The organism is Xanthobacter sp. (assembly GCF_041911315.1).
In the GTDB taxonomy this organism is placed as follows: Bacteria; Pseudomonadota; Alphaproteobacteria; order Rhizobiales; family Xanthobacteraceae; genus Xanthobacter; species Xanthobacter aminoxidans.
Window position 1 is genome coordinate 99656 of sequence record NZ_JAYRPE010000001.1, and the last position, 13017, is coordinate 112672.

10 protein-coding genes and 1 tRNA gene are annotated in these 13017 nt (G+C 68.2%); 3 read left to right on the forward strand and 8 right to left on the reverse strand.

Annotation, left to right across the window (positions count from 1 at the left end; translation table 11 throughout):
* Positions 1-41: 41 nt before the first annotated feature.
* A tRNA-Ile gene (locus ACE3QW_RS00490) sits at positions 42-117 on the reverse strand.
* A gap of 193 nt (positions 118-310) precedes the next feature.
* Here ACE3QW_RS00490 and ACE3QW_RS00495 point away from each other — a divergent pair.
* Together ACE3QW_RS00495 and ACE3QW_RS00500 are read left to right on the forward strand one after the other, a co-directional pair.
* Positions 311-1063 carry an SIMPL domain-containing protein gene (locus ACE3QW_RS00495; protein WP_374249995.1) on the forward strand — a complete coding sequence of 251 codons (753 nt, stop codon included), beginning with the start codon at positions 311-313 and terminating at the stop codon, positions 1061-1063.
* Between the two features lie 148 nt (positions 1064-1211).
* Complete coding sequence (locus tag ACE3QW_RS00500; protein WP_374249996.1) at positions 1212-2480, forward strand: NUDIX hydrolase; 1269 nt, start codon at positions 1212-1214, stop codon at positions 2478-2480.
* A gap of 41 nt (positions 2481-2521) precedes the next feature.
* Here the strand turns inward: ACE3QW_RS00500 and ACE3QW_RS00505 are convergent, their stop codons facing one another.
* The 4 genes from ACE3QW_RS00505 to ltnD form a co-directional block, all read right to left on the reverse strand.
* A complete protein-coding gene (locus ACE3QW_RS00505) occupies positions 2522-3319 on the reverse strand; it encodes a DUF2189 domain-containing protein (RefSeq protein ID WP_374249997.1) in 798 nt (265 codons plus the stop codon).
* Positions 3320-3482: 163 nt separating this feature from the next.
* Positions 3483-5318 (reverse strand): glutaminase A, encoded by a 1836-nt coding sequence (glsA, locus tag ACE3QW_RS00510; protein WP_197023082.1) that lies wholly within the window; start codon positions 5316-5318, stop codon positions 3483-3485.
* 161 nt (positions 5319-5479) lie between these two features.
* Positions 5480-5737 (reverse strand): cysteine rich repeat-containing protein, encoded by a 258-nt coding sequence (locus ACE3QW_RS00515; protein WP_029559087.1) that lies wholly within the window; start codon positions 5735-5737, stop codon positions 5480-5482.
* A 139-nt stretch (positions 5738-5876) separates the two neighbouring features.
* Positions 5877-6815: an L-threonate dehydrogenase gene (gene ltnD / locus ACE3QW_RS00520; RefSeq protein ID WP_374249998.1), complete on the reverse strand. Its 939-nt coding sequence runs from the start codon at positions 6813-6815 to the stop codon at positions 5877-5879.
* Positions 6816-6981: 166 nt separating this feature from the next.
* Here ltnD and ACE3QW_RS00525 point away from each other — a divergent pair, with 166 nt between their 5' ends.
* Positions 6982-7677: an aldolase gene (locus ACE3QW_RS00525; RefSeq protein ID WP_374249999.1), complete on the forward strand. Its 696-nt coding sequence runs from the start codon at positions 6982-6984 to the stop codon at positions 7675-7677.
* Between the two features lie 66 nt (positions 7678-7743).
* Here ACE3QW_RS00525 and ACE3QW_RS00530 read toward each other — a convergent pair whose 3' ends face one another.
* The 3 genes from ACE3QW_RS00530 to ACE3QW_RS00540 form a co-directional block, all read right to left on the reverse strand.
* The gene (locus tag ACE3QW_RS00530; RefSeq protein ID WP_374250000.1) at positions 7744-8757 is read right to left on the reverse strand and encodes a polysaccharide deacetylase family protein; all 1014 of its coding nucleotides are present in this window, start codon (positions 8755-8757) and stop codon (positions 7744-7746) included.
* 175 nt (positions 8758-8932) lie between these two features.
* Entirely contained in the window at positions 8933-12232 is a 3300-nt protein-coding gene (locus ACE3QW_RS00535; protein ID WP_374250001.1) for an error-prone DNA polymerase, read from the reverse strand.
* The coding region (locus ACE3QW_RS00540; protein ID WP_374250002.1) for a DUF6504 family protein at positions 12229-13017 on the reverse strand (789 nt) is incomplete at its 5' end. The genes ACE3QW_RS00540 and ACE3QW_RS00535, both read right to left, overlap by 4 nt.

Here is a 13017-nt window from a genome sequence, read left to right on the forward strand (position 1 = left end):
GAGCGCTCCAAATCGCACTTCGTCCACAAGCCATTGAGATTTGGTGGGCCCGGCAGGACTCGAACCTGCAACCTAACCGTTATGAGCGGTCAGCTCTAACCATTGAGCTACAGGCCCCCAAAGTGCGGCATGTTCCTGCTGCTCTACCAATCCTGCCTCTCGGGAACAACAGATTCCCGTCCAGCCGGGAGACGCGTGCCCTAAGGGTGGGGACGGGGGCGGCCTCGCCGCAATGGCGCCGTGTTCGCGCTGTCGTCTGCGGGTCCATGTCCCGGTGACAGAACGCCCGGGGCCGAACGAGGATACCTCCATGCGTCATTCGCCGGCCCGCATCGTTTCCCTTCCGCGCGCCGCGGCCAGCACGGCGGCCGTGTTCGCGGCGGCCTTGGCCGCAACGCTTGCCGTTGCGGGGCCTGCGGCGGCGGCGGCCACCATCACTGTGGTGGGCGAGGCGAAGCGCACCGCGCCGCCGGATATGGCGGTGCTCACCACCGGGGTCGTCAGCAATGCCAAGACCGCCGATGACGCCCTTGCCGCCAATTCCAAGGCGGTGTCGGAGGTGATCGCGGCGCTGAAGGCGGCCGGCATTGCGCCGAACGACATCTCCACCTCCTCCTTCTCCATCCAGCCTCAGCAGTCCTATCCGCAGCCGCCGTCACGCGAGACGCCGAAGCTGATCGGCTTCGAGGTGCGCAATTCGGTGCGGATCACGGTGCGCGACCTGAGCAAGCTCGGCGGGCTCCTCGACAAGGTGGTGCAGTCCGGTGCCAACCAGGCCTCCGGCCTCTCCTTCGCCCTCGCCGACACCGACCGTCTGGAAGGCGAAGCGCGCGCCGCCTCCGTAAAGGATGCCATCGAGCAGGCGAAGGGCGTCGCGGCGGCTGCGGGGCTTCGGCTCACGCGCATCATGTCGATCCAGCCCGAGGGGCAGAGCGGCGGTCCCATCATGCCGGCGCCCATGATGATGAAGGCGGATTCGGCCCGCATGGCCGTGCCGGTCGAGGCCGGGGAGATCGAGGTGCGGGCCCGTACCGTCCTGGTCTACGAAGCCGAGCCCCAATAGGGGCCGGCACTCGCGTTTCAGGCCGATTTCTTGGCAGGAATGCTTTGTGATAGATCAGTCATAATGACCGATTCTACCGTCGGCGGGCGGAGAACGGGTCCCCCGTGTATTGCGTCTGTTTTTCACGTACCGCCGATGTTGGATCGTCATGGCGCCTTCGTCGGAATGGCCCCATCTCGCGGTCACCGGCGGGCCTTCGGGACGCAGGGTGCAATATGCTGCCCTGCCGTACCGTGTGCGGCGCGACGGCGAGGTGCAGGTCCGCCTCATCACTTCCCGCGAGACGCGCCGCTGGGTGATCCCCAAGGGATGGCCCATCAAGGGACTGACGCCTCCAAAGACGGCCGCCCGCGAATGCTATGAGGAGGCCGGCCTCGTCGGCGTGGTCTCCCGCGAGCCGCTCGGCGCATACACCTACGAGAAGCGCCTCGGCACCCGCTCGGTGCTCTGCGACGTGCTGGTGTTCCCGCTCAAGGTCAAGCGCCTGCTGCAGAAGTGGCCGGAACGGTTCCAGCGCTATGGATTCTGGTTCTCCGTCGAAACTGCTGCTGCGGCGGTTCAGGAGGAGGATCTCTCCGAGCTGATTCTGTCCTTCGGCGCCATCATGGCGCGGCGCTGGGAGGAGGCGCAGGCCGAAGCCGCGAGCGCCGCCGAAGGAGTCGCCGCCAAGGCGAAGCCGGCGAAAGCGAAGGCAACCAAGGTCCGGGAAGGCAAGGCCAAGGTGGCCAAGGGCACGGACGCTGCGCCCGAGCAGGCCGAGCCCGAGGCGCCGAAGGGAAAGCCGTCGAAGGAGCCGAAGCCGGTAAAGGCTGCCCCGAAGTCGGCAAAGGCGAAGGCGAGCAAGGCGAAAACGGCCAAGACGAAGTCCGCGAAGGGCGGAGCGGCGCTTGCCGTGGACCCGGAAAAACCGTCGCCGGCCGATGAGGCGCAGGAGAAGGACGCTGCGCCGCCCGCCCGAACCAAAGGCGCCAAGGGCAAGGTGAGCAAGGCGCTTGCAGCACAGGCGAAGGCTGCTCCGGCCCCGGTGCCTGCCGCCGATACCAGGCTGGCAAAAGCGGGGGCGAGGACCAAGGGCGTTGCCAAGACGATGGTCGCCAAGGCGGCGAGGACAGCGACGGTCGCAAAGTCGGTGAAACCTAAGGCCGTGAAGCCGAAGGTGGCGAAGGCCAAGGGCTCAGCGAAGCCGGCCAAAGTTGCGGCAGTCAAAACCGCCTCGGGCAAAGCTGCGCGGGTCAGGAAACCGGCTGCCAAGACCGCGATTGCCAAGACCGCGGCTGCCAAGATTACGACGGCCAAAACAACGACACCCAAGCCCGCTAAGGCGCTCGCGTCCGCCACGGAGAGTGCTACCGCCAGCAAGAAGACGCAGGCGCGCAAGGCCGCCGCGCCTAAATCTCCCTCCAAGCCGAAGCGCTAGGCGGCGTGCCCCGACGCCGTCTTCGCGCCGGCGTGGCCGTTTCAGGGAAGCGGCGCCACGGCCCGGCGGTACAGGTGCCATGTGGCGTGCCCCAGAACCGGCAGCACGAAGATCAGCCCGAGGAAGGCCGGTGCCGTGCCGATGGCGATCAGCACCACGACGCAGATGCCCCACAGGATCATCGGACCAGGGCTGGTGAGCACCGCCTGCACGCTGGTGATCATCGCGGTCACCACGTCGAGATCCCGGTCCATGAGCAGCGGGAAGGAGATGACCGTGATGGAGAAGAGCCCCAACGCCAGCGCCGCACCGATCACGTGACCCACCGCCAGGAAGGCGATGCCGTCCGAGGTGGTGAACAGCACCTTCAGGAAGTCGTTGAGCGTGGCGAAGGAGGCGAAGCCGAGGAACAGCGCGAGCAGCAGCCGCACCTGATACATCCAGATGATGAAGGCGAAGATGGTGACGAACGCCATCCATCCAAGCTCGCGCTGGCGCTGGGCGAAGATGGTGGACAGGACGCCCTGCCATGTGGGCTGGCGGCCCGCCTCGAGTTCCCGGCTGACATCGTAGAGCCCGGCCGCCACGAACGGCCCGATCAGCACGGATCCGGCGAAGAGCGGATAGGCGAGATAGCCCAGCTCGAAGAAGAAGACGCAGGCAACGATGGCGAGACCGCCCGCCGCATAAAGCGCGCCGAACGCAAGGCCGAAGGCCGGAGCCTGCGCGAAGTCTGACAGTCCCTCGATGAGCGAGGCCTTCACGTCCGCGAACGTCACCGCCCGGACCGCCGGCATCGCCTGCACGGCCTGTGGCCGGTTCTCCACCGTATCCACCATCTTCACCTCCCGAATTCTTCTCTTTGGAAGAAGACTGGGAGGGGAACGGGGGGTTGTAAAGGGCTTCGCTCAAGGCTGGCCGAAAGTGCTAGGCGCGGTGCGCGACCGGACGGCCTCCTGGGGCTTGTGCCTGTGATGATGCAAGCCAATGATGCGGAAGGGTTTATCCGGTCAGCATCTCGATGCGGGCGGTGGCCATGCGGATGCGCCCGGCAAGCAGGATGGCGAGGTTGCGCATGATCTTGTCGGCGGCGCGGGCGTGGGTCTCCTGGAAGGCATGGAACTGGTCGGCCGTCACCTCCACGCACACCGCCTCCGTGTCCGCCCAGACGTCCGTGCTGCGCGGCTGCTCGATGAGGGCCATTTCCCCGAACACCATGCCGGGGATCATGGTGGAGAGCCGCACGTCTCCCACCGAGCGCGCGCTGACCATGCCCCGCAGCAGGAAATAGACCCTGGCCGGCGGCTCGTTGGCGGAGATGATCCTTGTGCCGGCCGGGAATACGACGCGGGTGCCGAGCCGGGACAGATCGGCCAACTCCTGAGGGGAAAGGCCCGCGAGCAGCGCCTGTCGGCTGAGGTCCGCCTCCACCTCTATGCGCGAGAACCCGCCATGGCGGTACACCACCTGGTCCTCGGCCCACTCCACCGCCGCGTCGTAGGTGGGGAAGATGCGCACGCGCACGCCCTGCTCGCGCAGCGCCTTCAGCTGGGGATTGAGCGGGGAGGCCGCCTCCACGCCGGCGATGACCGCGGTGGTGGCGGCCGGCAGCTGGTTCTTGATGAGGCCGGTCAGCAGCCTCAAGCCCGCGTCGGTGATGGTGGCGACGCGGTGCAGGTTGAGGATGAGGAACTCCGGCACGTCACCGGGGTCCGTGAGGCGTCGCGTGACGTAATCCATGGAGGCGAAGGAAAGCTTGCCGGCCAGCTCGATGGCCCGAATGGCGCCGGAACGGGCGGAGAGGATGTCCTGCTCGTGCGGCTGCCGGCCGGGCTTGGAGGGCACGGTGCGGAAATCGTAATCGGCGACGATGCAGGTGCGCACATCGTCCCGCCGGGAGAGCATGTGCAGGTCGAAGGCCTCGGAAATGGCCTCGCAGGTGCGGATGCCGCGCACGCTGTTGCCGTGCATGTCGAGCCGCGGAGAGAAGGTGCCGAGGCCGAGCTGGGACGGCAGCGCCGCGAGAATGCCGCCGCCGACGCCGCTCTTGGCCGGCACGCCCACGCGGTAGATCCACTCGCCGGCGAAGTCGTACATGCCGGATGAACTCATGACCGCCAGCGTGCGCGCCACCGCGTAGCTGGAGGCCACGGTGACGCCGGTGAGCGGGTTGACGCCGTGGTTGGCGAAGGTCGCGCCCATCACTGCAAGGTCTCGGGCGGTGACCAGCACGGAGCACTGGCGGAAATAGACATCGAGCAGCCGGTCCACGTCTCCCGTGACGCCGCCATAGGTGCGCAGGAGGTAGGCGATGGCACGGTTGCGGTCGCCGGTGGAGCGCTCGCTCTCGAACACCGCCTCGTCCAGGCCGAGGTCGCGCCCGGCGAAGCGGCCGAGGGCCTGGCGGATCAGCTCGAACGCATCCCCGCCGGTGCTCTCGGCAATGAGGCCCGAGCAGGCGATGGCGCCCGCATTCACCATGGCGTTGAACGGCTTGTTGTCGGCTCGAAGGCGGATGGAGTTGAACGCCTCGCCGCTCGGCTCCACGCCGATGGCCGCTTCCACCCGCTCCGCCCCCAGCAGATCGAGAGCCAGGGCGAACACCATGGCCTTCGACACCGACTGGATGGTGAAGGGCACCTGCGTGTCGCCCGCCTCGTAGACATGCCCGTCCGTGGTGGCGACGGCGATGCCGAAATGGTCAGGATTGGCCTTGCCCAGTTCGGGGATGTAGGAGGCGACCTCGCCCTCGTCGATGCGGGAGAAATCCGCGTGCGTGTCCTTCAGGAACCGCAGCAACGGGGTCTCGAGGGTGGTCGAGGGATGGGGCAAGGTCAGGCTCCGAATTCACCTCCAGTGAAACGCCACCTGAGCCATGATGCAATGCCGCAAAACCACCGCCGCGCTGACGGAGGGAGAGCGGAGCAAGTCAGCGCGCGGGCCGCCGTGCGCTGCGGTAGATAACGCCAGCCTCGCGCGCCTGAGGTTCGCTGAGGAAACTACTTCTTGCCGAGGGCGCCGAGGGCGGCCTGGCAGGGCGGGGTAGTCTGTTCCTTCTTGCTCTGCATGCACTGGACCACGCGGCCGCCGCCGGGTTGCACGTCACCGCACAGCTTCTTCACGTCCGCCGAACAGGCGGTGCGCAGGGCCTGGGCCTGCTCTGCGGTGAGATTGGCGGCGGTTTGCGCCGGAGCCGGGCCGGCGCAGAGGGCCAGAAGAGGGAGCGCGAGGAAAGAGGCGCGGAGCGAGAGGGTCATCGGCAGGATCCTCATGTGGTTGCGTCGGGTCTATGCCTGACCCTCGCGGGGCGAGGTTGCACAGGCATTCTCCAAAGGTAACGAATCGCGACGGAGTGTAACGTCCCTGCCGCGGCAAAAAAGCGACTCCCGCCGCGCCTCAGCTCCCCTCGCCGGGCAGCTTCGTGCCGGTGATGCGGGCATAAAGGCGGGCAACGGAGGCGTCGTCGTCGCGGCCCATGCCGGCGGCGGAAGTGGCGAGAAACATCTGCAGGGCGGCGGCCGAGACCGGCACCGGGAACTTCGCGCTGCGCGCCATATCCTGGATGATGCCGAGGTCCTTCACGAAGATGTCCACGGCGCTTTTCGGCGTGTAGTCGCCGTCGAGCACGTGCGGCATGCGGTTCTCGAACATCCAGCTGTTGCCGGCCGAGGCGGTGATGACCTCGTAGACTTTCTTCAGGTCCAGCCCCTGCCGCGCGGCGAAGGCCATGGCCTCGCTGGCGGCGGCGATGTGCACGCCGGCGAGGAGCTGGTTGATCATCTTGAAGGCGGCACCCTGACCGGGAGCGTCACCCAGCGCGTAGAGCTTGGCGGCCATGGCGTCGAGGGCTGGCTTCGCTTTGGCGAAGGCGGTGGGGCTGCCGGACGCGAGGATGGTGAGCGCCCCTTCCGCCGCCCTTTGGGCGCCGCCGGAGATGGGGGCGTCGAGATAGTGCCGCCCGGTGGCCTCCAGCCGCGCGGCGAGGCTGCGGGCGATGTCCGGGTCCATGGTGGCGGAGGAGATGAAGACGGCACCCTCGGGCAGCGTCTCCGCGACGCCGGAAGGCCCGAACAGGATGGCCTCCGTCTGCGCGGCGTTGACCACCACGCTCACCACCATGTCCGCCCCTTCGGCCGCCTCAGCCGGTGAGCCCGCACCACGCCCGCCCGCCGCGACGAAGCGCTCCACCACGGCCGCGCCGACATCGCAGCCGGCGACATCAAGCCCCGCCCGCAGCAGCGATTGGGCCATGCCGAAGCCCATGGAGCCGAGGCCGATCACGCCCGCGCGTCCGGCGCCCTGGTTGCCCGCTGTTCCGTCCGCCTGCTCGACCATGGCCGTTTCCCCGTGTCTCGGCCGCCTGTTGGCCAGACGGCATCTGGAGCCTTTTGTAAGAGTCCGCCGATGGTGGATCAAATCGTTTTAACCGCGGTGCGGTTCACGCTTGCCAAGGGAGTTCCGCTTCGCTTTGGTGCGTCGGCGGAACAAGCGGAGGCCGGCCATGGACGAGACCAGACTGCGGGAGGAGATCTGCCGCTTCGGGCGCTCCCTGTTCGAGCGGGGGCTGACGCCCGGTTCGTCCGGCAATATCAGCCTGAGGCTCGACGACGGCGGATGGCTGGTGACGCCCACCAATGCGTCCCTCGGCTTCCTTGATCCCGCGCGCATCTCCCGCCTCGATGCCGCTGGACGGCTCCTGAGTGGCGATCCGCCCACCAAGGAAATCCCGCTGCATTCGGCGCTCTACGAGACCCGCGGCACGGCAAGGGCCATCGTGCACTTGCACTCGACCCACTCGGTGGCACTCACCATGCTGCCGGAGATCGACCCGCGCGCGGCCTTGCCGCCCATGACACCCTATTACCTCATGCGCGCCGGGCAGACGGCGCTTCTGCCCTATTATCGGCCGGGCGATCCCGCCGTCGCTGACGCGATCCGGGGCCTTGCCGGCCGGTACACGTCAGTGCTCTTGGCCAATCACGGTCCGGTGGTTGCGGGCGACACGCTGGAGGCGGCGGTCTTCGCTACCGAGGAACTGGAAGAGACGGCGAAGCTCTATCTGCTGCTGCGCGGCCTCAATCCGCGTTATTTGTCGCCGGCACAGGTGGACGATCTGGTGAAGACCTTCGGCCTCACGCTCCCCGCGCTGGATGCCCACCACGACCATCATGGGCATACCCATCCGGGCGAGGACTGACCGGTCCGAAACGAAAAACGGCGCCCCGGGGACCGGAGCGCCGTTTGAGGGGATAGGTTTGTCGCGTCAGTAGACACCGGCACTGCGGGCCGGGGCCGGGGATGCGGCCGGCTTCGGCGCGGCGGCGGCCGGCTTGGAGGTGCCGGCGGGCTTCGCGCCAGCGGGCTTCGGCTTCTTGGCGGTGGTTGTTCCGGGGGTGGCGAGGGCCACCTTCAGCGGCTTGTCCATGGCCACCATCTGCGACAGCGTAGCGAACTTGTAGCCCTTGGCCGCCAGCTCATCGAGGATGCGCGGCATGGCATCCACGGTGGTGGCGTAGATGTCGTGGGAGAGCACAATGGCACCGGGCTTCACCTGCGCCATGATGGCGTCATGCACAGCCTGGCTGTTGCGGTTCTTCCAGTCGTTGGGGTCCACCGACCAGTTGACGATGGTCAGGCCGTACTTGTCCTCGATGTAGCTGCGCAGCGACGGCTTCATGGAGCCGTAGGGCGGGCGCAGATAGATCGGGCGCTTGCCAGTGACCTGGAAGATGGCTTCGGAGGTGTTGCCCAGCTCCTTGTCCACGGCCGCCTGGCTGATGCGGGTGAGCTGCGGATGGCTCCAGGAATGGCTGCCGATCTCGTGGCCCTCGTCGGCGATCATCTTCAGCACTTCGGGGTGCTTGGCGACCATGTTGCCGAGCACGAAGAAGGTCACCTTGATGTTGCGCTCGCGCAGGATCTGCAGGAGGCGCGGCGTCGTCTCCGGGTTCGGGCCGTCGTCGAAGGTCATGGCGATGTAGGAGCCATCCACGTCGAACGACTTGTAGGTGTAGTTCTTGCGCGGCGTGACCGGCGGCGGAGCCGCGGGCTCCGGCGCGGGGGCCGGCACCGGCTGGGCCGATGCGGCCGCGCTCTTCTGCGCGGCGGTCGCGCCCTTGCCCTGGGCGGCCTGTCCGGCAGCCGGGTTCGCCGGCTGGGAAATGGATTGGGTGGTCGCCGGGCCGTCGTCTTTGGCGGACAGGAGCGGGCTGATGGCCATGCCGGCGCCCACGGCGGCGGCGGCCACAAATCCGGTAACGATGAGGAGCGGCTTCACGGCGACGGTATCCCGGCCTTAGGTTCCATATGCTCTGAAGCCTCACGGGTTTTTGTGGATAAATCGTGAAGTGCGCGGGGCCCTCGTGCCTTTTTTGCCCGATTTATCGGGTTTTCGCCTGCCCCCTTACGGACTTGGGCTGCTGGATACCTCTGCGGCATCGCGGGCGGCGCGCTCAGTGAAAGTCCCGGGACTTGGGCAGTACCCTTACGTCACGCGGATGCTTGCGCGGATGCTGGGGGTGGGCGAACTCGTCGGCCCGCGCCACCTCCATCCGCGGCTGCCGCACCTGGGAGAGCAAGGCGAGGTCGGCGGTGCGGTCGGTGAGGCGCTGGGCCATGAGATGGACCACCCCCTCCGGGCTCTTCTGGATGCGTCCTTCCACCAAAAGCAGGCGCGCGCCCATCACCTCGCGGCGGAAGCGCTCCAGCGTCCGCTCCCACAGGACGATATTGGTGATGCCGGTCTCATCCTCGATGGTGATGAAGATGGCCTTGCCATTGCCCGGCCGCTGGCGCACCAGCACCACGCCGGCGGTGCGGGCAAAGGCGCCGTCCTTCAGTGCTGATGCCTCGGCGCAGGAAAGAATGCGTTCTTTCCGGAAATGCTCGCGCAGTTCGTCCATGGGATGCCCCTTCAGGGAGAGGCGCACCGTCTGGTAGTCGGCGACGATGTGCTCCGACCGCGCCATGCGCGGCAGCGTCACCTCCTCTTCAACGCCCAATTCACGGGCGTCCGCCGCCGCGAACAGGGGCAGGGCGTCGTCGTCCGGCAGGCGGCGGGCGTGCCACAGCGCCGCGCGGCGGTCGAGGCCCATGGAGCGGAAGGCATCCGCATCGGCGAGCAGTTTCACCGCGCGGGTGGGCAGGCGGGCACGGCGGGCGAGGTCCTCGATGCTTGCGAAGGGAACGGCGCGGGCGGCGGCGAGGCGCCCGCCCCAGTCCTCGTGAAAGCCATCCACCTGTCGGAAGCCGAGACGCAGGGCGAGGGTGCCATCGTTGCGGTGTTCCAGCGTGTTGTCGTGATGGCTGAAATTGACGTCGATCGGGCGCACCTCCACGCCATGCTCGCGGGCATCCCGCACGATCTGCGCCGGGGCGTAGAAGCCCATGGGCTGGGCGTTGAGCAGCGCGCAGGCGAAGGCGGCCGGGTGCCGGCACTTGATGTAGGAGGAGATGTAGACGAGCTTGGCGAAGGAGGCGGCATGGCTCTCGGGAAAGCCGTAGCTGCCGAAGCCCTTGATCTGCTCGAAGCAGCGCGCAGCAAATTCCCGCTTGTAGCCGCGCGCCACCATGCGCTCCACCATCAGGCTCTCGAATTCGTGGATGGTGCCGAGGTTGCGGAAGGTGGCCATGGCCCGGCGCAGCTTGTTGGCTTCCACATCGGAGAAACGGGCGGCGACCATGGCAAGCTTCATGGCCTGCTCCTGAAACAGCGGCACGCCGAGCGTTTTGTGGAGGACGTCGCGCAGTTCGTCCTTGTCGCCGAGATGCGGGGCGGGGGAGGGGTAGTCCACCGCCTCCAGCCCGTTGCGGCGCCTCAGATAGGGGTGGACCATGTCGCCCTGGATCGGTCCCGGCCGTACGATGGCCACCTGGATGACGAGATCGTAGAACTCCTTCGGCTTCAGGCGCGGCAGCATGTTGATCTGCGCCCGGCTCTCCACCTGGAACACGCCGATGGAATCCCCGCGCTGGAGCATGGCGTAGACGTCCGCCTGCCCGCTTGGCACGTCGGCAAGACCCCAGTCGATGCCCTCGTGGTCGCGCATCAGGTCGAGCGCCTTCCGGATGCAGGTGAGCATGCCGAGCGCCAGGACATCCACCTTCATCAGGCCGAGCACGTCGATGTCGTCCTTGTCCCATTCGATGAAGGTGCGGTCCGCCATGGCGGCGTTGCCGATGGGCACCGTGTCATCCAGCCGCTCGCGGGCCAGCACGAAGCCGCCCACATGCTGGGAGAGGTGGCGCGGCGCGCCCATCAGCCGGCCGGCCAACTGCACCGCGCGGCGGATGAAAGGGTTTGACGGGTCGAGCCCCGCCTCCCGGATATGCGCGTCGGAAATGTCCCGCCCCCAACTGCCCCACTGGGTGGAGGCGAGGCGCGCCGTGACGTCCTCGGTCAGCCCGAGGGCCTTGCCCACGTCGCGGATGGCGCTGCGCGGGCGGTAGTGGATGACGGTGGCGACGATGCCGGCGCGGTGGCGGCCGTATTTCTCGTAGATGTGCTGGATCACCTCTTCGCGCCGCGCGTGCTCGAAATCCACGTCGATGTCGGGCGGCTCGCGCCGTTCCTCGGAGATGAAGCGGGCGAAGAGAAGATCGTTGTCGGCTGGGTCCACGGCGGTGATGCCGAGCACGTAGCAGACGGCGGAATTCGCCGCCGAGCCTCGCCCCTGGCAGAGGATACCCTGGCTCTCGGCGAAGCGCACGATGTCGTGGATGGTGAGGAAATAGGGCGCGTACTCGAGCTTGCGGATGAGGGCCAGCTCGTCCCTCAGCAGTTTTTCCACCTTCTCCGGCACCCCTTCGGGATAGCGCACGGCGGCACAGCGCCAGGTCAGTTCCTCAAGCCACGCCTGCGGCGTCCAGCCGGGGGGCACCGGCTCCTCGGGATAGTCGTATTTCAGCTCCTTGAGGGTGAAGTCGATGCGGGCGAGGAGGGACGCGCTTTCCGCCACCGCCTCGGGGGCGTCGCGGAACAGACGCGCCATCTCGGCGGCAGGCTTGAGGTGGCGCTCGGCATTCGCCATGAGCCGCCGCCCGGCCTCGGCGATGGTGGTGCCCTCGCGCACGCAGGTGAGAATATCCTGCAGGTCGCGCTCCTCGGGCGTCGCATACAGCACCTCGTTCATCGCCAGCAGAGGCACGCCGGCGGCGTGGGCGACGGATTTCAGCGCGGCCAGGCGGCGTCGGTCGGCGCCATGGAAGGGCATGTCGGCGCCAAGCCACACCGCCCCGGGGGCGGCCTCGGCGAGGCGGGAGAGGAGGGGTGGAAGATCGCTTCCGTCTTCGCCCGGCAGCACGATAAGCATCAGGTCGCGCGCGTCGGCGAGGAGGTCGGCGAGGGAAAGGTGGCATTCGCCCTTCTTCGCCCGCCGGTTGCCGGTGGTCAGGAGACGGCAGAGCCGGCCCCAGCCGGCGCGGGTCGAGGGATAGGCGATGATATCCGCCGTGCCGTCGCAGAAGATGAGCCGTGCGCCCGTCACCAGCCGGAACGCGCGGGCACGGGTGGCGACGGCGCGCTTGGCCTCCGCCTCGGGATCGTCGGCTTCCAGATTCTCGTCGAGGGCGCGCAGGTCCTCCAGGGCGCTATAGGCCCGCACCACACCGGCCACCGTATTGCGGTCGGCGATGCCGAGACCGTCGAGACCGAGAGCGACGGCGGTACGCACCAGATGGGCTGGCGCGCTCGCCCCGCGCAGGAAGGAGAAATGCGAGGCCGTCGCCAGCTCCGCATAGAAGGGCGCGCTCACGGGAACAGCCCGTGCAGGAACCAGCGGGGCGTCGACGTCTCCCGCCCGTAGGTGCCTTCGCGATAGAGCCAGAAGCGGCGTCCTTCAGTGTCCTCCACGCGGAAATAGTCGCGGGTGAGACCCGGCCGGTTGCCATCGAGGGCGGTCCACCATTCCGGCGCGATGCGCTCCGGCCCCTCGGCCCGCGCCACCTCGTGCAGCACCCGCCGCCAGCGGAAACGCAAAGGCGGGCCGTCCGGTACCTCGGCCAGCGTTTCCACCGGCTCGGGCGCGGGAAACAAGGCCGGCGGGCGGGCGAGGGGCGCATCGGCGGCGGCCGGCTCGGCCCAGTCGTGTGCCAGGGAGGTCTGGGCGCGTGTTTCCCGGCTGCGCCACGCCTTCTGCGCGGGCACCCGCACGGCGGCGCGCTCGGGAATATGGCTGTCCAGCGCGGCAAGGCAGGTGACGCGGCGCGGTCCGAGCCGGGCGGAGAGAATGTCCACCAGCTGGTCGAGCCCTGCGCCGTCCGGCTCGGCGTCGAAGCCGGATTGGGTGGCGGTGAGCGGCTCGGCGGCGGTGACGGACAGGCGGATCACGTCATAACCGAAGCCGGGATCGAGCGGGTCGGCCAGCGCCTCCAGCCGCTCGCGGAACAGGGCGGCGAGGCGCGCGCCGTCGCGCAGTGGCGCAGCCGTGCCCGCCGCCACCCGCCGCACCGCACCGTCGCTGCGAAAGAAGGCGGCCTCGAAGCGCCGTCCGCCCTCGCCGTGCCGCTCCAGCACGCCGGTGAGGTCGCGGGCGAGGTC